We start from the raw sequence: 25,552 nt of genomic DNA on the forward strand, positions 1-25,552 counted from the left end.
GGCTTCCGCGCCACTCTCCCGCATCACAGAATTTCGTTGCTCCAGAAGGTGTTCATGCGTCTCTCCTCCCTTCTCGCCAGTACCGCTATTGCCAGCCTGACCCTGCTTGGCCTTGCCTCGCCTCCTGCCCAGGCTGCGCCCGGCTATCTGCGTGATCCCGCCCTGTCAGGCACGACCCTTGTTTTTGATGACGAGCAATCGGTGTGGAGCGCCCCCTTGCAGGGCGGCAACGCAACGCGCCTGACCGCACCAATCGGCCCGGATCCGCATCCCATTCTCTCACCGGATGGCAAGCAGGTCGCCTTTCTGGCCAATTATGACGGCCCGCAGGAAATCTATGTCATGCCGATCGAAGGGGGGACGGCCAGGCGCGTTACCTTCGAGAACCAGAATGTCATGCCCATTGGCTGGGACAGAAAGGCAGGCATTATCTACAGTTCTGCTCCCGCGACGGGCCCGGGACTGAGCCGCGTAGTAAGCGCGATCCTTCCCGTAAGCGGCACGAAGCGCACCTACCCTCTGGCCGATGCCAATGACGCTGCCCTGAGCGCTGACGGACAATGGCTCTATTTCGTCCGTTTCGGCACAGCTGTCTCCCATGATCACCTCAGGCTGTATCGCGGCGGGGCCGTGGCGCAACTCTGGCGCTATCGCCTCAAGGGCGGTGGTGAAGCTGAACGTCTGGGGCCGCAAAACGTCAATCTGCGCCGCCCGATGCTCTGGAAAGACCGGCTGATCGTCATCAGCGACCAGAGCGGCCGCGACAATCTCTGGAGCTATGCGCTGGATGGCACGGATGGCCATCCGCTCACGCAACATGATGATTTCGGCGTCAGACAGGCCAGCCTGAGCGGCCACGATGTGGTTTATCAGCGCGGGGCCGACCTCTATCACTTCGACCTCGATACCGGCGCCGAGACGCTCATTCCCGTTGATGTTGTCAGTGACAATGCGGCGCGGCGCCCTCAGTGGCTTGATAATCCTTTCCCCTATCTGACCGATATCGATCTCGCGCCCAACGGCAAGCAGGTCGCCCTGACCCTGCGTGGTCACGTGGCGCTCGCCAGCGCGGGGCCGCAAAGACGCATCACGCTGGCAACCGCAGCGAGCACACGGTTGCGTCATGCCAGCCTCTCCCCTGACGGCAAGACGCTTTATGCATTCAGCGACAAGGGCGGGGAATCCGAGCTCTGGGCTTTTCCGGCCACGGGAGGCGCCGAAGGCACGGCCCTGACCCATGCCAGCAAGAGCGAGCCTACCGGGCTCTGGGTGTCGCCCGATGGCACCCATATCGCTCATACCGATCTTGCCGGGCATCTGTATATTCTGGACGTTGCGACACGCACCGACAAACTCATCGACGATGCTCGTCTCGACGGGCAGAGCGATTATGAGTCGGTGGTCTGGTCCCATGATGGCCGGGCGCTGGCCTTTACACGGGCGCGGGGGGATAATGTCCGGCGCCAGATCGCACTTTATCCTCTTGAAACAGGGGCCACGCTTTGGGCCACGACGCCGGACTACGATTCCTACGCGCCGCGCTTCAGCCCGGATGGTCACTTCCTGTGGTTCCTGTCCGACAGGCTTTTCAAGCTGAGCAATGGCAGCCCCTGGGGGGACCGCAACCCCGCACCCGTGTTCGGGCCTCGTACGGGAATTTTCGCGCTGGCCCTGCACAAGAGCGCGCGTTTCCCCTTTGCGCCGCATAATGAGCTCGAACCGGCAGCTCCGGCCAAGCCCCCCGAGAAGCCAGCCGCGCCCTCGAACGCCAAGACCCCGGTTTTCGACCCCGACGGTCTGGCCGCACGCCTGTATCAACTGCCCGTCCCGGCGGCGGATTACAGCCAGATCGAGATCGCGCCTGACTATCTCTATCTGCTGGCAAAAAAGCCGGACGACCTGACAGCCAAAAACGACGGGATGACGCTGTATTCCGTCAAGGTGACCCGTGACGAGATCAAGCCCAAGGTCTTTGCAGCAGATCTCAGGGATTTCAGCCTGACACCGGATGGCAAGACACTCATGCTGGTCTCCGGCAAGGAAAAGCAGCGACCCAAGATTCAGCTTGTCCCGGCAGGCGCGACGCTGGGTGATGCTGGAGGGCCGGAGTCACAGGTCAGTCTCGACGGCCTGCGACTGCGCATCGACCCCGGTGCGGAATGGCAGGACATGTTCACCGATGCGTGGCGTCTGCATCGAGACCATTTTTATGACCCTGCACTGCATGGCGTGGACTGGAACAGTGTTCGCGAACGCTACCGGCCGCTTCTGGCCCGCATAGGTGACCGCTCGGATCTGGATGATCTGCTCGGCCAGATGATGGGTGAACTCAATGCCCTTCACTCGCAGCTTCGCCCTGCCGAAACCACAACCCGCGACAATGAAACCCTGATTGCCGGCCTTGGTGCCCATCTGACACGCCAGCCGGGCGGCTTTCTGATTGATCGCATTCACACAGGCAACCCGGATCTCCCGCAGGATCGTGCACCGCTGGCAGCACCTGATGTCGATGCGCAGCCGGGTGATCTGATTGTCTCCCTCAACGGGCAAAGCCTGGCCGATTTGCCAGACCTCTCTTCGCTGCTTGCCAATCAGGCAGGCAAGCAGGTGCTGCTGACCCTCAAACGCAAGGACAGGCAGTTCCAGACCATCGTCACGCCTGTGTCCGCCAAGCAGGAGGCGAGTCTGCGTCTGCGTGCCTGGGAAAGCGAGCGCGCCGCGCGTGTCGAAAAGGACAGCCACGGACGGATAGGCTACCTGCACCTGCGCGCTATGGGCCCGGATGATATTGCAGCGTTCACGCGCGACTTCTATGCCCAGACCGATAAGGACGGGCTGATTATCGATGTTCGTCGCAATCTGGGTGGCAATATCGATTCCTGGGTGCTTTCGCAGCTGTTACGCAAGGTCTGGATGTTCTGGTCCGACCACGGCAAGGCTTCGCAAGGCAATATGCAACAGGCCTTCAGGGGGCATATCGTTGTTCTGTGCGATGAATTCACCTACTCGGATGGCGAGACCTTCTCGCAAGGCGTGAAGGCGCTCGGCATCGGGCCGTTAATTGGCATGCGTACAGCTGGAGCGGGCGTATGGCTCTCAGACTCCGACCGTCTGGCCGATAACGGCCTGCCCCGGACTGCACAGCATCCCTATTTCGACATGAAGGGCCATTGGCTTGTCGAAAACCACGGTGTGGAGCCCGACATTGCTGTCGAAAACATGCCGGTCGCGACGTTTAATGGTCAGGACCAGCAACTCGACAAGGCGTTGGAAACGCTGAATGGGCTGCTGCAAAAGCAGCCCATCACCCCGATGGCAGCTGAAGGCTTTTCGGGCGCCGCGGAGGCTTTGCCTCACTGACATGATCCTTGTCTCCCTCTTTCGGTCGGAGGACAGGATACTGGCCTGTTGACGCTGGTCATGCAGACAGCCTGACCCCGGGGGCTGGCGGTATGTCTCCGCACAGCGATATCGCCCCCGGTGCACGAGGAGACCGAACAAGCCGGATCGAAGGAAGGGGCGCATTTGACCGACACCCAGTCTGTGCCCCTGGCACGTATGCTCCGATTCGAGAGGTTTGCTGGCGCAACAATCTGGCCACTCAGCCGAACGGACCCGTCACCATTGGTCTGTGCCCGGGATAGGACGACATTCCTGCCCGAGCTTCGGTCATCCGATGCGCAGGGCGCGAAGCCCGACAGCGTTGCCTTTAACGGCTGGGCGAGAAAGCCACTGGCGTCAGGATACTGCTTTGCATGGTACCCAGTAGGGGCAGGATATTTTTGGGCGGCCACACACCACTTTCCACCGCCAGCTTCCGCTTGGCAGCACGGTCAGCGAGATCGGCATAGGGCCAGATGTGAAGGAGGCGTGATGCGCCCTGGGAGGCGGTCATAACGGCGTAGGCGGGGGAGATCTCGGCCCGCGCGGGGGTCGAGGCCTCCATCAGACCGACGACCTGTGCCTCGCACCCGTCCAGAATATCATAGAGACGCCATTCATAGGCACCGCCATGGAGGCCGGGCTGCGGGGACGTTCCAGCGTGGAGCGTCCATTCCTGCTGCACAATGCCCTGCACGCCGTGATCAGAACCGGGCCACACGATGTCGTCCGGCAGCTTCTCGATCATGACGACAACCTGATTCAGGATGCCCAGTTCAGTTGTCCAGCATCCTAGGAAGCCGGCACGCCCCACAAGTGGCGCCTCAAGCGCGGCAACAACCTGAGGAACGCTGCCCGAGCGGCAGGTGAGAACAAAGGTTTCAACACATACCGACATCGGGGCCTTTCCTTGCGCTTCTTACTTCTTGAGTGAGTCGACGAATTTTTCCAGCCAGTGAATCGTGTAGTCACCCTTCTGGAACTGGGGATCCGCCAGAATCTTGCGATGCAGCGGAATGACAGTTTTCACGCCATCGACCACACATTCATCCAGCGCACGCATCATGCGGGCAATGGCTTCCGCACGGGTCGGCGCATGGACAATCAGCTTGGCGATCATGCTGTCGTAGTAAGGGGGCACGCGGTAACCCGCATAGATGGCGCTATCGATGCGCACACCCAGCCCGCCTGGTGCATGGAACACTTTGATCGTGCCCGGGTTAGGCATGAACGTCTCGGGATCTTCAGCGTTGATGCGGCACTCGATGGCATGACCGCTGAACGTGATGTCCGACTGCTCATATCCAAGGGCTTCACCAGCCGCGACACGGATCTGCTCACGCACCAGATCGACATCGCACACCATCTCGGTCACCGGATGCTCGACCTGAAGGCGCGTGTTCATCTCGATGAAGCAGAACTGGCCGTCCTGATACAGGAATTCGAGCGTACCTGCATTGCGATAGCCCATCTTCTTCAACGCTGACGTTGCGGTGGCGCCAATCGCGTCACGCTCTTCGGCGGTCAGAACGGGTGAGCCAGCCTCTTCCAGGAGCTTCTGGTGGCGACGCTGCAGCGAGCAGTCACGCTCGCCGAAATGCACGACATTGCCATGCGTGTCGGCCATGATCTGCAGCTCGATATGACGCGGCTTGTCGAGATATTTCTCGAGATAGACCTCGTCATTACCAAATGCTGCCCGTGCCTCGGTACGAGCGACCGACCAGGCTTCCTCGATCTCATCCTCGGTCTGAGCGACCTTCATGCCGCGACCACCGCCACCGGCGGCGGCCTTGATCAGCACAGGATAACCAACCTTGGCGGCAACTTCGCGCGCTGCTGCCAGATCGCGCAAGGCACCATCAGAGCCCGGCACAAGCGGCACACCAAGCTCACGCATGGTGGTCTTGGCCATGATCTTGTCACCCATCGTACGGATATGATGGGCGGTCGGGCCAATGAACACGAAGCCGTGCTCCTCGACCGTCTCGGCAAAATCTGCATTCTCGGACAGGAAGCCATAACCCGGATGAATGGCTTCTGCCCCGGTGATGGTCGCTGCGGAGAGGATGGCCGCCACGTTCAGATAGGATTCGCGCGACGAAGGCGGGCCGATGCAGACCGCCTCATCCGCCAGTCGGACATGCATAGCATCGGCATCGGCCGTGGAATGCACGGCAACCGTTGCAATGCCCAGTTCACGGCAGGCGCGCAGGATGCGAAGCGCGATTTCGCCGCGATTGGCGATCAGGATCTTGGAAAACATCAGGCCCCAGACTCAGTCAGTAATGCTTATTCTATGATGGCGAGCGCTTCGCCGAATTCAACCGGGTCACCGCTGGAAACCAGGATACGCTTCAATGTGCCGCCACGCGGCGCCTTGATCTGATTGAAGGTCTTCATGGCCTCGATCAGCATCAGGGTCTGACCGGCTGCAACGGCCTGACCTTCCTGCACGAAAGGCGGTGCCGACGGGTCGGGCGCCAGATAGGCAATGCCGACCATCGGGCTGTTGACAGCGCCAGGGTGGCTTGCTGCATCGACCGGCGCAGCAGCCGGAGCAGGCGCTGCAACCGGCGCTGCAGCGACAGGGGCAGCGCCCACGGCGTGCACAACCTGACCACCGGCATTGCGTGCCACACGAATGCGGCTGTCCTTTTCCGCGACCTCGATTTCGGTCAGTCCGGTTTCGGTCAGAATATCAGCCAATGCCCGGATGGCATCCGCGTCCACGAGCATACGGCTCATCGTTCGTCCTCGTCTTCAATCATGTCATAGAGTGCACGCAATGCCATGGCATAGCCACGCACACCAAACCCGCAGATTACGCCAATTGCGGCCTGGGAGGTATAGGTATGATGGCGAAAGGTATCGCGGCGATGGATATTGGAGATATGAACCTCCACCGTCGGCAGACCGGTGGCCAGCAACGCATCGAGCAAAGCGATGGAGGTGTGGCCATAGGCCGCCGGATTGATCACGATGCCACGCGCCCTCCCCCGGCATTCCTGGATCCAGGAAACCAGTTCGCCCTCGATATTCGTCTGACGAAAATCGATGGCAACATCGAGCTGCTCGGCAGCCTGGATGCAGACCTGTTCGAGGTCATCCAGGGTCGCATGGCCATATATTTCTGGCTGCCGCATTCCGAGCATGTTGAGGTTGGGGCCGTTAAGCACGGCAATCATCGGGCGAATCATGAGAGGAGCCCGTAGCACTTTCACAACTTGCGTAAAAGCCTCCCTGCGCCGCACCGCAGGATTACGCCTCATTCCTGCCCTGTTTATAGGCTCACTTGCCACACAGGAGACAGACAGGTGCCTGTTTCACGGTGATGATGCGGTGCAAAAAACCTCGCCCCGCCTCAGGATTTCGTGATCAGGCCGGTCTGTGATACACACGTCGTTCGCCGCCCTGGCTTGTCGGGGCAATCGTTCGTTCGGAGTAACTGGGCAAAAGGCTGCACGCTGTCGTGACATCTATGAAAAGCAGAAAACGCGCATACAGTTCCACGGAACGCTGCAAGAAGCGTCTCCGCGCTCGAATCGGTGGCATCGCTCTGCTTTGCACAGTGCTCGCGCCAAAGCACGGCGCACATGCCGCGACGACCTCCCAGCCGGACCATCTGGTCGAAGCCCCCGCCGATCATGCGCCCTGGGCTTCTTCAGTGCGGCTTGCCCTCGCCAAGCGGGCCCATCGCATTGCTCTTGCGAGCCATAATGTCCTCGCCTGGTCGGAACATGGCGTCGCCAGCTGGTACGGTCGTCGCCTTGCCGGCCATCGCACAAGCAGCGGTGAGCGCCTAGACAGCCATGCCCTAACCGCAGCTCATCCGACCCTGCCCATGGGATCCAAGGTTCTCGTCCAGAACGAGGACACGGGACGCTCTGTTATCGTCACGGTGAATGATCGCGGACCGTTCAACAGCCGCATCATCGATCTCTCCCATGCAGCCGCCGCAGAGATCGGCATGTTGGGTAGCGGTACAGCCCATGTGAAGATTGCTCCAATCCCGGCCGGCGCGCCGATCAAGGAAGACGAGCCGATCGAAGTGGCCGAGGCCGAGGCCGACGACACGAATGCCCAGGCGATGGACGCTGTGACCCCGGTCATGACACCGCATGAGGCTAAAACGGCCACAGCCTCGCACGCGCCGGTTCATCACGCCCGCCATCACCATAAGTAAGAGGCCGCGGGGCCACTGATCTGCCTGATGCGCCTCTGAGCAGAAAGTCATTGGCTTACGATTTCAATAGAAAAAGGCACCGGTATGATCCGGTGCCTTTTCTGTTTTCAGGCCCTCGCGCGCCTACGCCCGCTCTCTAATCCCCGCTGTGTACCGCCGCAGGCTCAGATTCCTCCTGCACACGGGTCATACCGGGCATCTTGGGGTTAAAGCCTCGCATCCGGTCCTCGAGCCCGGCATTCAGCTCCGCACCGAAAAGCACGACATAGGTGCCAACGAAGAACCACATCATGATGGCAGCGACGGCGCCCAGGGGACCGTAGGTTGAGCCGTAGCTCGCGAAGTGGCTCACATAATAGGAGAAGGCGAGCGAGGTCAGAACCCAGAGGAGCGTTGCGACCAGCGAGCCTGGCACGATCCAGCGCCAGTCCGGTTTGTCGCGGCAGGGGCCATAGCGGAACAGCAACGTCACCGCCATGAACACAAAAAGCAGCATGAGAGCCGGCGCACCGAAATGGACGATGTAGCGCGTGCTGTAGCTCATGAGGTAATCCGTGAGATACAGGATTTCCGGCGGCAGGTTGCGCAGACCGAACCTGTTGAGCAGGTCCGGCAGGTAATCGATCAGCGCCGGAAACGCCACCATCAGGGCCAGCGTAAGGCAGGCGCCCACGACCGCGCCGAACGTCACCCCCAGAGCGAGAAACTGAAACCGGAAGAAACCGCGTGTTTCCAGAACGTCATAAGCGAGGTTGAGCGCAGACAGCACCGATTTCGTGCTTGCAGACGCGGACCACAAAGCGATCACGGTGGAGAAAATCAGGCCGACAGTCAGTGACGCATGAGGCTGGGCGATCAGCGTATGGATCTGTGAGGCAATCAGTTCGAACGCAGTCGGCGGAAGCAGATTACGCAGCACATTGAGCTGAGGCTCGACCGTCTGCAGATCGAAAATCAGCCCATAGACTGAAATCAAAGAGGATATGGCCGGGAAAAGCGAAAGCGTGGCGTAGAAGGCGCAGCCGGCAGCCGAGAGACTGGTCTGGCTCGACCCCAGATTGCTGAATGTCTGGCGCATGACCAGTTTCCAGCCACCCAGCGGCATGTGGATGGGGCTTCGTGCTCCCGTGCCGGGTGCTTCGCGACCCAAGGCCTCCTCCGGGATATCGACTTCCCCTACTGAGACGTCCTCCTCCCGCTTGTCCGGGGTCGCGTTGCGCGTTGCAGTCGTATCAATCTCGATCGGTCGCGCCTCCCCAAGGGCACCGCCCGATTCTGCAGCAGCTCGCGACAACTGAGTTTTCTGGGTCGGTGACTCGTCCACAAACACTTCCTTCTACCCAAGCAGCCCCGTTCCGCCTGATGGACACAGTATATGTCACCCGGCGCGCGGCACAGATTTACTGTCGGAATGACGCCCCGGCACGAGAAACGTTGCAGGCCCACCGACGTTGAAACGCGACAACTGCGGCCCCCATGTGAAAAATACAAGTCCGACCCATTTTTTAGTTGCAACAGGGGGGCTTTGGTCCCATATGCGCCGCACGCAGCAACGCACGTGCCACTGGCCCTCTGTAGGTTACGCAACGACGTCAAGCGTTCTGGCAATCGGGCTGATCCTGCTCACTTTCACGAGCACTCAGCCTCGTCCTGATCGCCGGTCCGTTCGACCGTTTCGCAACAATTCCGCCCGTGCAGTTCCGGGCGGATTTCGGGAGGAGTGACTCATGACTCCGAAAATCGTCCGCTATCTTGCCGAGCAGCAGCCGGCAACTCCCTGCCTCGTGGTCGATGTCGATCATGTCGAGGCACGCTATCACGCCCTGCGTGATGCTCTGCCGCTTGCGCAGATCTATTACGCCGTCAAAGCCAACCCGGCTGCCCCGATCCTTGAGCGCCTCGTGCGTCTGGGCTCGTCTTTCGACGCGGCCTCCATTGGTGAAATCCACCAGTGCCTTACCGCTGGCGCACAGCCCAGCCAGATTTCGTTTGGCAACACTGTCAAGAAGGTCTCGTCCATTCGCGAGGCGTTCGGTCTTGGCGTCGACCTGTTCGTTTTCGACAGCGAGGAAGAGCTGGCGAAGCTGGCTGAACACGCCCCTGGCTCGCGCGTTTTCTGCCGCCTTGCCGTCGAGAATGAAGGCGCTGACTGGCCGCTGTCGCGCAAGTTCGGCACCACCGTCAACCACGCTAGGGATCTGCTGCTGAAGTCGGTCGAGCTTGGCCTCGAGCCCTATGGCCTGTCCTTCCACGTGGGCAGCCAGCAGACCAGCACGGCTGCCTATGAGGCGGCTATTGCCAAGGTTGCCATGCTTTTCACCGATCTCTCGGCGGCTGGCATCGACCTCAAGATGGTCAATCTCGGTGGCGGCTTCCCCGTGCGTTACCGCGACGACATTCCCGAGATCGAACAGTTCGGTCTGGCCATTGGTCGCGCCATGACCGAGCATTTCGGCAACGCCCTGCCGCAGATGCTAATCGAGCCGGGCCGCTTCATGGTGGCTGAAGCCGGGGTTGTCTCGACCGAGGTCGTGCTTGTCAGCCGCCGTGGTGGCAAGGAAAGCGATCCGCGCTGGGTATATCTCGATATCGGTCGTTTCGGCGGTCTGGCGGAGACCGAAGGCGAGGCCATTCGCTATCGTTTCCGCACCCCGCATGACGGTCTGCCCACGGGTGAGACGGTCGTTGCCGGCCCGAGCTGCGATGGCGTCGATATCATGTATGAGAAGAACCGCGTTCAGCTGCCACACGCCCTGAACTCGGGGGACCGTATCGAGCTGCTGACCACCGGCGCTTATGTCACCACCTACTGCTCCACCGGCTTCAACGGCTTTGCCCCGCTGAGCGAGCATTACATCTGAGCGCTTAATCAGGCCTTGGCTGGCGGCGGTCATGAACGCTGACCACCACCAGCTTCCTGCCTGAAGCCTTCAGGACCCGATCTGTTGCGAAACGGAGAAAGCGCCTCTTGATCCCGAACGGGACCGAAGGCGCTTTTTTCTTTTGGGCTGGATCATTCTCACCCGGAAGCCGCACTGCCTTGTGGCGCTGACTGGCTCACTCTGGGCCAACATGGGTCTTTCATTGCTCGATTGCGCATAATCGCTCTAGTTTGGCCCGCCCGAACCAGCATATGCCCAAAGGACCCCCCGCCATGAAACGCCGTGCTTTCTGCCTCGCCAGCCTGGCAGCGACAGCGCTCGCGAGCACACGCAAGACCCGTGCCGCGTCACACGGCCATGTGGGGCAATCCAACACACTCGCCGATGTCGCGGGCCTCAAAATCGGGCAGGCGCAGGACAGCGTGCGCCGCACTGGTGTGACCGTCATTCTGCCGGACCAGCCCGTACCCTGTGCTGTCGATGTGCGCGGCGGCGGTCCCGGCACGCGTGAAACCGACGCGCTGAATGGCTGGAATCTCGTCCATCGCATCGATGCCCTCACCCTCTCGGGCGGATCGGTTTACGGCCTGGCCGCAGCCGATGGAGTGGCCGCATGGCTTGGCGCGCAGGGGCGTGGCTTTGCCATGCGCCGTGTTGCGGGTGTGCCCGTCTCGCCCATCGTTCCAGCCGCCATCCTGTATGACCTCGATAATGGCGGAGACAAGAACTGGGGCGAAACCCCACCCTATCGAGCCCTCGGTATGCAAGCCGTGCGCGATGCGCAGCGCAGCCTCGAACTTGGCACAATTGGCGCGGGATACGGCGCGACATCGGGCCGCCTCAAGGGCGGCATCGGTTCAGCCTCCTGGGTCACGGAGGATGGGATCACTGTCGCGGCCCTTGTCGCCGTCAACAGCCTTGGTGCTGTGACACCACCGCACCAACGTCAGTTCTGGGCCGCCCCTTTCGAGCAGGGGCAGGAGTTTGGCGGCCTTGGAATCTCCTCCGCCACTGTCGCCCCCGATGACTGGACCGGTACGAAACTCGATCCCGCCCCACGTGCCAACACGACCCTGGCCTGCATCGCCACGGATGCGACCCTCGACCAGGACGACCTCAAGCGCATTGCGATGATGGCACAGGATGGGCTCGCCCGGGCCATTCACCCCGTCCACTCGCCTTTCGATGGCGATACGATCTTCGCACTCTCAACGCAGCGCCGCATAATTAAAGACGAAGGACGGGCTCTGATTGTAGCCCGTCTGGGCAGTATCGCCGCCGATGTGCTGGCCCGCGCCGTCGCGAGAGGGGTTTACACCGCAACGCGCCCACCGGGCATGAACATCGACCTGTGGTCGGACATACCTGCGCACCAGTAATCACGCACCTGTAATTCCGCCCCGGCGCGACAGCCACCCCATTGGGCCGACAACACAGAAGGCGGGGCAGGAAAATAATGCCGGGATAATAACGCTGCGATCACGTTAGCTCTATCAGGGCTCGCCACATGACTCAGCATATGTTTTTCTTCCTGCCCGCGATTTCTGGCGAAACCGCCCCGACCATTTTTTCCGGAGACAAGCCCATGACCAGAACGCTGTCTGTTGCGCTCTCGGGGCAGGATCTGCTCAACCATCCCTTCCTTAACAAGGGCCTCGCCTTTTCCAGCGAGGAGCGTGACGCTTTCGAGCTGCATGGCCTTCTGCCCAAGGCCGTCCAGACACTGGACCAGCAGGTTGAGGCAGCGCTGAAATTCCTCGACGCCCTGCCCTCACCTTTTGCACGCCATGTGCATCTGCGCGAACTGCAGGATACGAACGAAACGCTGTTCTATGCGCTGCTGACCCGCAAGATCGATGCCATGCTGCCGCTGGTCTATACCCCGACCGTGGGTGAAGCCTGTCAGCGTTTCTCCGAGATCTGGCGTCGTCCGCGTGGCCTGTTCCTGAGCTACCCCGAGCGCGAGTCGATGGAAGATATCCTCGACAATCCGGCCTATGACGATGTGCGTGTGATTGTCGTAACAGACGGCGAGCGTATCCTTGGGCTCGGCGATCAGGGCGCAGGCGGCATGGGCATCCCCATTGGCAAGCTGTCGCTCTACACCACCTGCGCGGGGATCTCGCCTGACCAGACCCTCCCGATCGTGCTCGATACCGGCACCAATAATCAGGATCTGCTGCAAAACCCGGCCTATATTGGCTGGCGTCACGAGCGCGTACGCGGCGCAGAATATGACGCCTTCATCGAGCGTTTCGTGACCGCCGTGCAGACACGCTGGCCCCATGTGGCCCTGCACTGGGAAGATTTCAGCGGCGCCAATGCGGCCCCCATTCTTGAGCGCTATCGCGACCGGCTCTGCACCTTCAATGATGATATCCAAGGCACGGCGGCCGTCACCACTGCTGCCATTCTGAGCGCCAATGCGGCCCATGACGGCAAGCTGAAAGACGAGACTATCGTCATGCTGGGCGCGGGCTCTGCGGGTGTGGGCATTGCCAAGCTGCTGCTTCAGGTCATGCTCGACGAGGGCGCAAGCGAGGAAGACGCGCTGGCCCGCTTCTACATGCTCGATCAGGACGGGCTGTTGCTGGACGGGCGCGAAGGGCTGACCGACGGTCAGGCGCTTTTTGCCCGCAAGGACTGGAAAGACCGCCCCACCGATTTCGAAAGCGTCATGCGCGAGTGCAAGGCCAGCATCCTGATTGGCGTGTCCGGCGTGAAGGGGCTGTTTACCGAAACCATCGTGCGCGAGATGAGCAAGACCTGCAAACGCCCTATCATCTTCCCCCTCTCCAACCCGACCTCCCATTCCGAAGCCACCCCAGAGGACATCATGGCCTGGTCGGATGAGCGCGCACTGGTCAGCACGGGCAGCCCCTTCCCGCCGCTCGACCTGCATGGCCGCACCCATCGCGTGGACCAGACCAACAACGCCTATATCTTCCCCGGTCTCGGGCTCTGCCTGCTGGCCACCGGCGCGACCCGCGTGACAGATTCCATGTTCATGGCCGCAGCCCGCGGGCTCGCCTCGCTTTCACCGCTGCGCAGCAACCCTGATGGCAATCTGCTTCCGCCCGTCACGCAGCTGCGCAAGGTGGCTCTGGCCGTGGCCGAAGCCGCCGCTCGTCAGGCGCGTGAAGATGGCGTTTGCCCCTCTTTCAGCGATGACGAATTGCTTGAACGCATCCAGTCTCTGGTCTGGACGCCCGAATATTGTGCTTATGAGAAGATCTGACATGACCGACACACGCATCGAAAGCGACGGCCTCGGCGAAATCGAAATTCAGGCCGACAAGCTCTGGGGCGCGCAAACGCAGCGCTCGCTTCATTATTTCAGTATAGGCCGCGAGCTGATGCCACGCGAGATGATCGAGGCCTATGCCATCGTCAAGCGCGCCTGTGCGAGCGCCAATCATCAGAGCGGCCGTCTGGGCGAGACGCAATACAAGCTGATCACCACAGTCTGCGATGAAATCCTGGCCGGGCAGCACGCCGACATGTTCCCCCTTCATGTCTGGATGACCGGCTCAGGCACCCAGTTCAACATGAACATCAACGAGGTCATCTCGAACCGCGCCTGCCAGCTTTCCGGCGAGGCTCTGGGCAGCAAGCGCCCGGTTCATCCCAATGATCACGTCAACATGTCGCAATCTTCCAACGACAATTTCCCCACCGCCATGCATGTGGCCGTCGTGCTAGGCAGCCGTCGCAGGTTGATCCCTGCCCTGACCCGTCTGGCGGAATCCATCGAGGCCAAGGCCGAAGAGTGGAAGGACATCGTTAAGATTGGCCGCACCCATATGCAGGATGCCGTGCCGGTCACGCTGGGTCAGGAATTCCACGGCTATGCCGGAATGCTGCGCGAGAACATCGCTCGTATTCAGGAAGCCGAAAAGGGTCTTTACCCCCTCGCCCTTGGCGGCACAGCACTTGGCACCGGCATCAATACCGATGCCCCCTTTGCCGGTCGCGCCTGCGCCGAAATTGCCCGCCTGAGCGATGCCGCCTTCATCAGCGGTGAAAACAAGTTCGCCCTGCAGGGCGCGCATGATGCGCTCGTGCATTTCTCTGGCGCGCTGCGCACCGTGGCAGGCGCGCTTTACAAGATCGCGAACGATATCCGCCTGCTCTCCTGCGGCCCGCGCGCCGGTTTTGCCGAGCTGCATCTGCCCGAAAACGAGCCCGGCTCGTCCATCATGCCCGGCAAGGTCAACCCGACCCAGGCCGAAGCGCTGGCCATGCTGGCCGTGCAGGTGATGGCCAATGACGTGGCGGTGGGTTTTGGCGGCGCCGGTGGCCTGCTGGAAATGAACGTCTACAAGCCGCTCATCATCCAGAACATCATGCAGAGCATCACCCTGCTGCATGACGGCAGCGAGAATTTCCGCACCTTCCTGATTGAAGGCACCACACCGAACCTCGCCCGCATCGAGCGCTATGTGGCGGAATCCGTCATGCTGGTGACGGCCCTCGCCCCCACCATAGGCTACGACACAGCCTCAAAAGTCGCGCATTACGCCATGGACCATGACTGCACACTGAAAGAGGCCGCCCTGGCCCTGAACGCGGTCAGCGAAGCCGATTTCGACCGACTGGTCGACCCGCGCACCATGCTGGCACCGAATTTGAAGGGAAAGTAAGGGAAAGCGGGGCTCCGCCCCGCTCCCCGGAAAGGGGCGAAAGCCCCTTTCATCCCATCTGGTGAGCAAAGACGCACGGTCTCAGTCGCTTTAGTAAAATAAACAATATAGATCATTACGAACATTGACCTTACCAAATAAACATTTGATCATATCGTTTACCAAAATAAACCTATAAATATATAATTATCAGGAGATATCTGTTGGGTATTTTCAAAACCTACTGGCAACGACAGAGGGAGGCGAGAGGAGATGTCCCGGACGTATACTCTTATGACAGTTTTCCAAATTCTCTACGCGAACAGATTGTGCAGATTGCCTCGGATGGGTTTGACGCATACGCTAGCAATAGGATGGAGTACGGTACACCTCAATCAAGATTCCGCAATATCTGCGAAAGTATTGTAAAGATTTTGCGGCGTGAGTTTGGGGAGCATCGACTGCCACCCAAATTAGGTTTTGATGATCCCCCAAATGAATTATTCAATTTCATAAAATTTGAGAAAAATATTGATAAAATTCTGAGCGCTATCGAAATAGTTTGTCGGATTTTGGAAGAAAAAAAAGCAACACAACCTGGATCTGAGACCGAGACTCACATTGAGAACGCAATCGAGGAAATCAACGCTCGAATGAAAATGGCCGGGCTAGGATACGAGTATAATGGTGAGATAATACGGATTGAATCCGAGCTGATACATGCTGAAGCTGTCAAACCTGCGCTGGCGCTTCTGCGGGAAAAACGATACGCGGGCCCTGAGCAAGAATTTAGAACTGCTTATGACCATTATCGTAGGGGAAAACACAAGGAAGCAATTACCGAAGCCGCAAAAGCATTCGAGAGCACGATGAAAGTCATCCTTGACAAGCGGGGGTGGAACCACAACCCAAACGACACTGCAAGCAAACTTATTTCTGCTTTATACAACTATAAATTAATTCCGGAATACTGGCAAAACAACTTGACAGGTCTTCGTACATTGCTGGAAAGCGCCATTCCGACGCCACGCAACAAAAGCAGTGCTCACGGACAAGGCGTCAACCTGACCATTGTACCGGATCATATCGCTGGCTACGTCTTACACATGACAGCTTCGACCATTGTATTTCTGGTGAAAGCAGAGCGCGCTCTGCCTTAAAGGAAGCCTGTGTCGATTCCTCCCTTTCCTGGGAATGCGGATCTATACGTTCCTCGACGTTGAGCAATATTTTTGTCACCCACTCTTTGACGATAGTCACCTCTGGGGAGCTAAAACAAAGATAAATCCTCGCAATGCTAAGTCGCCATTTAAGAATTTCCAAATGCGAAGGCTTTTTGGCAGGTTTCAGGAGAGCGGCCTGAGCCCCCACACATTGCACCCCCTTCCGAGATTGTTATACTGTTCCAAACTCGAAAGGACTTTGCATGTCGCGCAAGACTCTTGTTGCGGCGTTGCTGGCTTCGGCCTGCTTCGCCCTGCCCCTTCTTCCCGCCGCCCACGCGGCTGAGCCCGCCAAGAGCGAGGCGCCGAAGGAGGGATTGGCGGCGCTGCTGCCTGCGGATTCCATCACCAAGCACCATCTGACCGCAGGCGGGCAGAGCATTGCCTATACCGCCCATGCGGGCACGGTCACGCTGCGTGACAAGGAGGGCAAGCCCTCCGCCAAGGTCTTCTACGTGGCCTATACGAAGGATGGGGCGAACGCCCAGACGCGCCCGGTCTCGTTCTTTTTCAATGGCGGCCCCGGCGCAGGCACGGCCTATCTGAATCTCGGTGCGGCAGGCCCACGTGTACTGCAATTCCCGGCGGATCACCCGGAAGATGGCGCGCGCGCCCATCTGGCCGACAACCCGGATAGCTGGCTGCCCGCCACCGACATGGTGTTCATCGATGCCGTGGGCACGGGGTATTCACAGCCGACCGACCCGAAAAAGGCGGCCGAACAGTTCTATAGCGTCACCAAGGATGGCGAAGCTTTCGCCAAAGCCATTGCGCTCTGGGTGGGTGAAAACGGACGTCAGGGCTCGCCGCATTATCTGGTGGGTGAGAGCTATGGCGGCATCCGCTCGGCACAGGTGGCCGATGCGTTGCAGCAGCAGCAGAACCTCATCGTCAATGGCATCGTGATGATCTCACCTGCCATCCAGATGCAATTTCTGGACAACACGAACAACCCGATGGCCTCGGCCATGGCGCTGCCCACCTTCATCGCCTCGCATCTGTCCCAAACCGGCAAGCTGACACCGCAGGCGGTGGATGAGGCTTATCACTATGCGCTCGGGCCGTATCTGACCACCATCGCCAATGCCCCGCCGAAGGGGGATGACGCGAAGAAATTCTATACCGATCTCGCCGCCCGCACCGGCCTGCCGGTGGATGTCATCACCAAGGAAATGGGCGAGCCCAACCCGTTTGCACATGACGTGCGCAGCCGCAATGGACGCCTGTACGGCATTTACGACTTCACCCAGTCGATCCCTGACCCGTACGCCGATGGCATCGAGAACGGTCAGAGCCCGGAAATAACGCTGTCCGGCTTCGGTCGTGCCTATGGCAATGCCTATAGCGGCTATCTGGCCAATGAACTCGGCTACAAGACCGACCTCACCTATGATCTGCTGAGCATGGAGGTTAACGGCGCCTGGAAATTCACCAGCTCCGGCTCACAGCTGACCGATCAGGTCGGCATCCTGCGCAAGATGCTGGCACTCGACCCCAGCCTGCATATCTTCATCGCCAATGGCTATTTCGACATGGCCTGCCCGTTCGGCACCACGCGCTGGACCAAGGACCATATCCCGGTCGGCGCCGATCGTATCGCGCTGCATCTCTATGAAGGCGGGCATATGCTCTACACCCGCCCTGCCAGCCGCGCCGCGCTCACGCGTGACGTCTCGGCATTTTATAACGACACGTCGAAGTAAAGAACCCAAGCATAGCTGGCTACTGGCTCGTGCGAACATGGCTTTTTCGACAATCGCAAAAGCCATGTTCTTTTATGCGACTGGCATCTCTGTGCCTCCCATTTGCTTGAACACGGAGATAGCCTCCTCGACATATGTTTTTTGCGGAAAAGCACCCAGCCAGGCGAGGCCACTTTCCAGCCTCATTTCCTCCATCGTTTCATAGTCACTCACACTTATGAACCCTATATGGTCGGCTGCGCTTGAGAGCGCGTAAGTCGGAATAATACCCCACCCCCCGCTTGCAAGAAGAAGTTCTTTCACACCCGAAGCGGAATTATATTCGATAAGATTCGGCGGTGGATCTAGATCGCGTGAATAGAGTACAGCATCGAATCTATCGCGTATCGCCATACCCTTAAATGGCAGGATCCATAGATCATTTTGATAGGAAGGCCACTCCTCAACGATTTCTCTTACACTTCGCGCACCATGTTGCGATACTGCAATGCAGCCTGCCTGAAGCATGGCAAAGAAAGAAATGTGACTCTGCTTCTCCACCTGGAATGAATCGATGAAAATCATATCCAGTTCACGCCTATTTAGCATGTCAACAAGATGACTTCGTTCTCGATGAATTACGCGAATAACGCGTTGAGGGTCATTCCGCTTGAGGGCCGATATACCCTCCATAACCCTTGCCTCCAGCCCCATAGCCTGTAAGCCGATTGTAAGGGGCCCCACCTCAATACCCTTGTATTCGTTTACCGTTCTTACGAGCCTATCCAGTTCGTGGCCGATAGAGCGACTTGATTCGACAATACGCAGGCAGATCTCAGTTGGCTCCATACCATGGTGAGAACGTATAAAAAGCTGCACACCGAGAATACGCTCGATCTCCAGACATGCTTTGGAGAGTGCCGCAGGTGTTACATTCAGCCTTGCCGCAGCCCCCACAAGTGACTGCATTTCGCAAATAACATCGATGAAATGCAGATATCTGAGCTTGATCTTCCTTATGATCTGCTCATTCAGACTTTTCACACCAAACTTCCTTAATTTTGCATCCTTGATGCATCGACCAAAACCAAGAGCGTGAAGGCCAATAGCCGTTCTTCGTCCCGCCAATGTGTTGCGAACCTTCTGACAGGTCGTTGACTCGTTTCGCGAAACCACACCTGCTCGTGCGTCACGATGCCTCATCCGGAAAGTGACATCGCCCAGTGCATTCCAGACATGCCGTTAACGCAGATCACGTGCCCGTGACTGCATTACAAACTAGGCTTTCTTCGCTTGGCCGCTGCTCCAGCCAGTCGGAAACACAACTGGCAAAACTTGCGGTCTTCGACATCAAGCGACTGGACAAACCACGATAAATATTCCCCAAATCTCGGGGCATTTCGTGCATTTTATCAATAAGCACCTCGGTCTCGGAAACATAAGGTCAATACTCAACACAGATCGCTCAAGAGGTAATGGCATCTTTTTTGTCAATGATTTTGCAACCTCATTAACCTGCGTTTTATTGCACAGTATTTCTACAACCAGCGCAATATACGGGGGTCAACTTTCAGTTTATGCCCTTGAACAAGATTTCGGTTTCTTGCGCCAATATTTTTAGTCAGATGAAAGATATTGAGTTAACGTCATGCAAACGAGGGATGACGAAAGCTCTTTCATGAAGAATAAAACTCGTACCATCGCAGCAAGTCAGAAATATAGATGAAGTACTACGCGACGCCTCGAAGCTATGCACTGACGATGCAGTGCGGCCGGTATGCACCTTCTATATTAAACGATCCACGCGTTGTGCCCGGGTTTCTGGAGACGCAAGATATCATGCAGACCGATACAGTTCAGAAGTCGACCGCCGAGGCAGCGAGCACAGACGCAACGACCAACAATATCGGCATCTGGGAGGGCTACCTCTCAACAGGTCCCGCAGACCTCGCGAGCAGCGGTACGACCTCCGGCGGTCTTTCTGGCAGTGACAAGGGTAAGTTGGCTGTCAATTACAACGATAAGAGCTTCACCTACGAGGCTGCCGATGGCACCCTCATGAAAGGCACGATCGATAAAACCTTTTCTCTCGTGGGGGCAGAAAACACTTCGCTCGGTGGTGGGACACTTGCCTTTACCGATAGCAATGGAAAACTTTGGATCCTGTCCCAGAATACTCCCCTCACAAATTCCCGGTGGACTTATTACGCTGCCGGTGACGGCACTCTCCTTGTCGTAACACCTAGCGCAGCTGGAAAGCCCACTCAGATGGCTGGAACTGCGTCATCCTACCTCTGGTACGTTGAGCAAAAATACGCCTTACAGCCGCCCCCGGTTCGTATCATGAAATGGTCGGTCTATCTCAGTGGCGGCCCCACACAGCTATCGGGCTCGCGTCAAACTGGTTCGCTCAGTAATGGCCCACAAGGTACGCTCTATATCGATTATCTAAATCGAAGCTTTACCTATATTGTCGAGGGGAGTGACCCCGTAACCGGAAAGATCGTCAGGACATTCCCGATACAAGGAGGGTCAGGAATGTCGATTGGTGCAGGCACTTTGGCGTTCACCGACGAGAAGGGGGAGCTTTGGATTTTCACGCAGAACCAGCCGATAGGTAGCGGACATTGGACTTATATACCGGGCGCAAGCACCGATGCACTCAATCTAGTCACACAGGGTGCAAGCAGCACAACTAACTTACAAGCCGCCGGTTCCGGATCTGCCGACCTATGGCGCGAAGAACTCAAATACGGCACCCCCGTGCCGGAAGTCTGTTACCTACCCGGTACGCTTATCGCCACACCGCAGGGAGATAAACCTGTCGAAATTCTTAAGCCAGGCGATGAGGTGCTCGTCTTGCGCGCGGGGGTAGTCGTTGCTGAAAAAATCATTTGGACGGGGTCCGGTTTCTGTTCGACGCGCAGTACACGCCACAAAGATCTGGCCGGGCACCCGGTACGCATTCATGCTGGCGCGCTGGGCGATAATTTGCCTTCAAAAGACCTAGTCGTCACCTCCGAACATTGCCTCTACCTCGATGGAGCACTGATCCCTGCACGTATGCTGGTTAACGACTACTCTATTACCTATGAAGATACGCTTTCATTCTACGAATACCACCATTTCGAGCTGGAAACGCATGGACTGATCTTCGCCAATAATACGTTGAGCGAGAGTTATCTGGATACAGGCAATCGGGTAATTTTCGGACTTCAGGCTTGGGCATCAGACACACCCGCCTCGCGGCACAAGATGCGCTCGTGGGCAAAGGACGCTGCCGCCCCCTTGCAGACAAGCCGTGAATTTGTTGAGCCTATCTGGCTCAGGCTGGCATTGCATGCAGATCAGATCTCTGCTCCCAACACACAGCCCCAGCCAGAAGAAGATATCTTCCTCGAAATGCAGGGTGGGCGGAAGGTGCGGTATCTTCGCAAGAATGCAGAGGGCTATGTTTTCATGGTCGAGCCGAAAGGCCAGGACATCTTCCTCCGCATAAACACACATAGGCCCTGTGACAGGATCGGCCCTTTTGTGGATGACCGACGTGAACTCGGATTACTAGTTGGAGGGATCAAGGTGTTCACTTCAAAAACATGCATCGACATCGATCCCAACAGCATTACCGGAGTCCAAAATGGCTGGCATAGTATTGAGTCTCCAACGCAGCGCTGGACAAGGGACAAGGCGCTCATTCCACTCAGCAAAGCAGATAGTGGCGAGCCACTCGTTATCTTCGTCTCGGCAGCTCCCAATGAGGCTAGGCAGAATTTCTCGTCATATATGCATTGAATGAGAACGTCGGCCCGTTTCTTTCAATTTCCTAAGCACTTGCTCCAGAAAGGTGCCCCGACAAGGCGCCTTTCTGGTTGTTAAGACTATCGCTGCATGACGACGATCCTCAAAAGAAACCGAGTTTCGTCTCGCTATAGCTGACCAGCAGGTTCTTGGTTTGCTGGTAGTGGTCGAGCAGCATCTTGTGCGTTTCGCGACCAATACCGGATTTCTTGTAACCACCGAAGGCCGCGTGAGCGGGATAGGCGTGGTAGCAATTCACCCATACGCGCCCGGCCTGTAGCCCACGCCCCATACGGTAGCAGGTATTCGCCTCACGGCTCCATACGCCCGCACCCAGACCGAACTCGGTGTCATTGGCAATGGCCAGGGCTTCTTCCTCGGTCTTGAAGGTCGTCACCGCCAAAACGGGGCCGAAAATCTCCTCCTGGAAAATACGCATCTTGTTATTGCCACGGAACACAGTCGGCTCGATGTAAAAGCCGTCATCCAGCGTTCCGCCAAGTTTTGCCGCCTTGCCGCCCGTCAGAAGCTCAGCCCCTTCTTCCTTGCCGATAGCGATATAGGACAGGATCTTGTCCTGCTGCATCTGCGAGTTCTGGGCCCCCATCATGGTGGCGGGATCGAGCGGGTCGCCCTGTTTGATGGCCCGCACGCGCGGCAGCACTTTCTCCATAAAGCGCTCATAAATGGATTCATGCACCAGCGCACGGCTCGGGCAGGAGCAGATCTGCCCCTGATTGAGCGCGAACATGGCAAACCCCTCAATGGCCTTGTCGAGATAGGAATCATCACGATCCATCACATCGGCAAAGAAGATATTGGGGGATTTTCCACCCAGTTCGAGCGTCGCAGGAATGAGATTTTCCGCGGCGGCATGAGCGATGGTCTTGCCCACACCGGTCGAACCCGTGAAGGCCACTTTGGCGATGCGTGGGCTTTTCGCAAGGTAATCCCCTACATCGCGCCCGCTGCCATTGACGATATTGAGCACGCCCGGCGGAAACAGATCACCAATGATATCCATTACCACCAGAATACTGGCGGGCGTCGTCTGAGCGGGCTTCATGACCACACAATTACCAGCGGCAAGCGCAGGCGCCAGCTTCCATGCGGCCATCAGGATCGGGAAATTCCAGGGAATGATCTGCGCGACAACACCCAGCGGCTCATGAAAATGATAAGCCACGGTGGTGTCGTTGATTTCGCCCAGACTGCCTTCCTGCGCCCGGATGCACCCGGCAAAATAGCGGAAATGGTCAATCGCCAACGGAATATCGGCGTTGAGCGTCTCACGCACCGGTTTGCCGTTATCCCAGGTTTCGGCACGGGCAATGAGGTCGAGACTGGCCTCCATACGGTCCGCTGCCTTGAGCAGAAGAAGCGCCCGGTCAGCCACCGAGGTCCGGCCCCAGGACTCACGCGCCTGCTCGGCGGCATCGAGCGCCATATCGATATCAGCAGGGGTGGAATGGGGAACCTGGCACAGCACGCGACCATCAACTGGCGAGTGATTATCGACATACTGGCCAGAAACTGGCTCACGCCACTGTCCGCCGATGAAATTGCCATAGCGTTCGCGAAATGGAGGGGCTGCCTTGTTTCCCGACATTTTATCTACCTTTTCAGCAGGCGGTAGGGCGACACCTTCGGGGGATGTCTGGGCCTAACCGCCCGAACTCAGTATAGCCGTTATCAGCAACAGAATTACTGTGCCGTTTAACGTTATTCATGAGATAAACATGAAAAAGCCGGTCGGGTTTACTCAAGCTCGCGAGAGGTCACCGCTTCGTGAGAGCGCAAGAAGGGCAGCACTGTCGCCAGAAAGAGGCGACCACGCCCTGCATCCTCGCTGCACTCTCAAAGATCGTCGCGCAGAACAGGCGCAGCGAAACGCCGGTTTTCGAGCACAGGCAATATGCGCCTGACCTCCTGCACATGGCTCCAATCGAGCGTCACCATGATCAGCCCCGGCCGGACGCCCTGCGCGGCCACCACCACGCCAAGCGGGTCGATCACCATACTGTTGCCGATATTCTGCGGACCGCACTCGCCCGCCCCCAGCACATAACAGGTGTTTTCGAGCGCTCTGGCCGCCAGCATGATTTCCCAGTGCCGCTCCTTGCCGGGCCCGCGTAACCAGGCAGCAGGCACAACAATCGCCTCCGCACCCGAGAGCGCCAGATGACGCGCGATTTCCGGAAAGCGCACATCGTAACAGGTCATGAACCCGATCCGCACGCCACCGATATCGAGAACAGGTGGCAGGTCATGGCCGGGGGCAATCAGGCGTGATTCCTGCATGGCAAAGGCATCGTAAAGATGCAGCTTTCTGTAGCAGGTCAGGATAGCACCATCGCGCATGACAACGAGCGTATTATGAAACCGCCCTGCCCCATCAGGCACGTTCACGCAAAACGCGACCGTGATATCCTGTGTGACCGCCAGCAACCCGGTCACAAACGGCCCATCCAGCTTCTGCGCCGTGCGCAGTACATGATCCGGGTCTGCCGGATCGCGCGCCAATATCCCCTCCGGCAGAACAAGCAGCTTCGCGCCACCCGCTCGGGCCTGCGCGATCATCCCGCTCGCTATGGCAAGGTTTTCTTCCCATTGGGCCGAAACGATGAATTGTCCAAGCGCGACGCGCATCGCAAGCTCCATTCCGGTGCGTGATCTCGCCACCCTAGACCGGCGAGGCACGCCTTGCCATCACGTCGTCATCGTTGTTACGCGATAGAGGCTGCGAGAGCGCCGAAGCGCCCTAGCTGATCCCGGCAGCCTCCAGAGCCTCACCCAGTCGCGCGACAAAGGCGCTGTCCGTAACCCAGCCCGCCAGCTGAGCCGCAACGAGCACGGCTCCCCCGATGGGGGGCAGACCCGGCGCGACAGGCGCACCGCATTGCTGCGTGATACGCTCGCGCAGAACAGGGCTGCGCATGGTGCCCCCGGCATAGCTCCATGCCAGATGCGGCGCGTCGAGCCTGTGACGCAGGGCATGGACATGCCGCGCAAGGTGCTCTGCCGCCTGCGCAAACAGGTCATGCGAGACGATACACCCCTGCTCTGCCAGTCGTCCCAGCCCTGCGGTAAGGGCTGCCACAGCCGGTCTGGCCTCGTGCAGCCCTGCATACCATTCCTGAAGAGCGCTCGTGCACCCGGTAATTTCCTCCGGCCAGCCCTGCATCCTTGCAAAACGCGCCTGAAAGCCGGTCTCGTCAGGGAGGCGCCCATCCAGAACCTGCGCCAGATGCGCAAGGGCCAGACGCCCGATCCAGTAGGCACTTCCCTCATCGCCAAAGAGACTGCCCCAGCCACCTACACGGGCTGTCCGCCCCTGCTCATCCTGCCCCCAGGCCATCGACCCTGTGCCGGAAAGCAGCAGCACGCCCGGCCCGTTCAGAAAGGCACCCCGACAGGCCATATCGACATCATTATGGATGACATGAGGCGCGGGACAGGCTGCACCAAGTGTCTGCGCCAGTTCGCGGCTGAGACGCCCGCTCTCGCCAAATCCAGCCATGCCGAAAGCAGCCGTACGAATATAGGGCTGCTGTCCCTCCAGCAGCCCTGTAATCACGCTCCGCCACTCTGGCACGTCAAACGGATTCGACCCACCGGCCTTGCGTATGTCGGCAAGGGAGGCGTCAGGTCTGACGCGCAGAAGAAGTGTTTTCGTGCCGCCGCCATCAATGGCGACAATATCGTTGTTCCGCACGTGTTTCCCGTCTCTAGGCCATTGAAACGCGCCCGGACATTCTCCGGGCGGGGGCGATGAGTC

At 58.6% G+C, this 25,552-nt stretch carries 18 protein-coding genes; 9 read left to right on the top strand and 9 right to left on the bottom strand.

Going from position 1 to position 25,552, the window contains the following annotated elements:
• Positions 1–54 precede the first annotated feature (54 nt).
• Positions 55–3,360 carry a S41 family peptidase gene (locus Asbog_RS10355; protein WP_062165078.1) on the top strand — a complete coding sequence of 1,102 codons (3,306 nt, stop codon included), beginning with the start codon at positions 55–57 and terminating at the stop codon, positions 3,358–3,360.
• 349 nt (positions 3,361–3,709) lie between these two features.
• Here the strand turns inward: Asbog_RS10355 and Asbog_RS10360 are convergent, their stop codons facing one another.
• From Asbog_RS10360 to aroQ, 4 genes are read right to left on the bottom strand one after another with little or no spacing between them, the layout of a single operon-like run.
• Entirely contained in the window at positions 3,710–4,279 is a 570-nt protein-coding gene (locus tag Asbog_RS10360) for an NIPSNAP family protein (protein ID WP_062165079.1), read from the bottom strand.
• A gap of 21 nt (positions 4,280–4,300) precedes the next feature.
• Entirely contained in the window at positions 4,301–5,647 is a 1,347-nt protein-coding gene (gene accC / locus Asbog_RS10365) for an acetyl-CoA carboxylase biotin carboxylase subunit (RefSeq protein ID WP_062165080.1), read from the bottom strand.
• A 26-nt stretch (positions 5,648–5,673) separates the two neighbouring features.
• The gene (locus Asbog_RS10370) at positions 5,674–6,129 is read right to left on the bottom strand and encodes an acetyl-CoA carboxylase biotin carboxyl carrier protein (protein ID WP_023979561.1); all 456 of its coding nucleotides are present in this window, start codon (positions 6,127–6,129) and stop codon (positions 5,674–5,676) included.
• The gene (gene aroQ, locus Asbog_RS10375) at positions 6,126–6,581 is read right to left on the bottom strand and encodes a type II 3-dehydroquinate dehydratase (RefSeq protein ID WP_062165081.1); all 456 of its coding nucleotides are present in this window, start codon (positions 6,579–6,581) and stop codon (positions 6,126–6,128) included. Before aroQ ends, Asbog_RS10370 begins: the two co-directional genes overlap by 4 nt.
• 281 nt (positions 6,582–6,862) lie before the next feature.
• Between aroQ and Asbog_RS10380 the strand changes: the two genes are divergently transcribed.
• Positions 6,863–7,567 (top strand): septal ring lytic transglycosylase RlpA family protein, encoded by a 705-nt coding sequence (locus Asbog_RS10380; protein ID WP_062165082.1) that lies wholly within the window; start codon positions 6,863–6,865, stop codon positions 7,565–7,567.
• A gap of 136 nt (positions 7,568–7,703) precedes the next feature.
• Here Asbog_RS10380 and Asbog_RS10385 read toward each other — a convergent pair whose 3' ends face one another.
• Positions 7,704–8,672: a YihY/virulence factor BrkB family protein gene (locus Asbog_RS10385; RefSeq protein ID WP_083510988.1), complete on the bottom strand. Its 969-nt coding sequence runs from the start codon at positions 8,670–8,672 to the stop codon at positions 7,704–7,706.
• A 622-nt stretch (positions 8,673–9,294) separates the two neighbouring features.
• Between Asbog_RS10385 and Asbog_RS10390 the strand changes: the two genes are divergently transcribed.
• The 6 genes from Asbog_RS10390 (at position 9,295) to Asbog_RS10415 (ending at position 17,997) form a co-directional block, all read left to right on the top strand.
• Positions 9,295–10,428 (top strand): type III PLP-dependent enzyme, encoded by a 1,134-nt coding sequence (locus tag Asbog_RS10390; protein ID WP_023979557.1) that lies wholly within the window; start codon positions 9,295–9,297, stop codon positions 10,426–10,428.
• A gap of 293 nt (positions 10,429–10,721) precedes the next feature.
• Entirely contained in the window at positions 10,722–11,828 is a 1,107-nt protein-coding gene (locus Asbog_RS10395; protein ID WP_062165084.1) for a P1 family peptidase, read from the top strand.
• A 206-nt stretch (positions 11,829–12,034) separates the two neighbouring features.
• Positions 12,035–13,687 carry an NAD-dependent malic enzyme gene (locus Asbog_RS10400; RefSeq protein WP_062165886.1) on the top strand — a complete coding sequence of 551 codons (1,653 nt, stop codon included), beginning with the start codon at positions 12,035–12,037 and terminating at the stop codon, positions 13,685–13,687.
• A gap of 1 nt (position 13,688) precedes the next feature.
• Positions 13,689–15,092, top strand: a complete 1,404-nt coding sequence (locus Asbog_RS10405; protein WP_062165085.1) for a class II fumarate hydratase — start codon at positions 13,689–13,691, stop codon at positions 15,090–15,092.
• Positions 15,093–15,295: 203 nt separating this feature from the next.
• Entirely contained in the window at positions 15,296–16,231 is a 936-nt protein-coding gene (locus tag Asbog_RS10410; RefSeq protein ID WP_062165086.1) for an STM4504/CBY_0614 family protein, read from the top strand.
• Between the two features lie 266 nt (positions 16,232–16,497).
• On the top strand, positions 16,498–17,997 hold the full coding sequence (locus tag Asbog_RS10415) for a S10 family peptidase (protein WP_062165087.1): 1,500 nt from the start codon (positions 16,498–16,500) through the stop codon (positions 17,995–17,997).
• 72 nt (positions 17,998–18,069) lie between these two features.
• Here the strand turns inward: Asbog_RS10415 and Asbog_RS10420 are convergent, their stop codons facing one another.
• Positions 18,070–19,020, bottom strand: a complete 951-nt coding sequence (locus Asbog_RS10420) for a LysR family transcriptional regulator (protein WP_062165088.1) — start codon at positions 19,018–19,020, stop codon at positions 18,070–18,072.
• Positions 19,021–19,815: 795 nt separating this feature from the next.
• Here Asbog_RS10420 and Asbog_RS10425 point away from each other — a divergent pair.
• Positions 19,816–21,768 (top strand): Hint domain-containing protein, encoded by a 1,953-nt coding sequence (locus Asbog_RS10425; protein ID WP_171840685.1) that lies wholly within the window; start codon positions 19,816–19,818, stop codon positions 21,766–21,768.
• A gap of 109 nt (positions 21,769–21,877) precedes the next feature.
• On the opposite strand, the gene exaC is transcribed toward Asbog_RS10425, so the two are convergent.
• The 3 genes from exaC to Asbog_RS10440 all read right to left on the bottom strand — a co-directional run bounded on the left by exaC (position 21,878) and on the right by Asbog_RS10440 (position 25,489).
• Positions 21,878–23,383, bottom strand: a complete 1,506-nt coding sequence (exaC, locus tag Asbog_RS10430) for an acetaldehyde dehydrogenase ExaC (protein WP_062165090.1) — start codon at positions 23,381–23,383, stop codon at positions 21,878–21,880.
• Between the two features lie 248 nt (positions 23,384–23,631).
• Positions 23,632–24,423: a deaminated glutathione amidase gene (locus Asbog_RS10435; protein ID WP_062165888.1), complete on the bottom strand. Its 792-nt coding sequence runs from the start codon at positions 24,421–24,423 to the stop codon at positions 23,632–23,634.
• A gap of 112 nt (positions 24,424–24,535) precedes the next feature.
• Entirely contained in the window at positions 24,536–25,489 is a 954-nt protein-coding gene (locus Asbog_RS10440) for an N-acetylglucosamine kinase (protein WP_062165091.1), read from the bottom strand.
• Positions 25,490–25,552: the final 63 nt, after the last annotated feature.

This window comes from Asaia bogorensis NBRC 16594 (assembly GCF_001547995.1).
Lineage (GTDB): Bacteria > Pseudomonadota > Alphaproteobacteria > Acetobacterales > Acetobacteraceae > Asaia > Asaia bogorensis.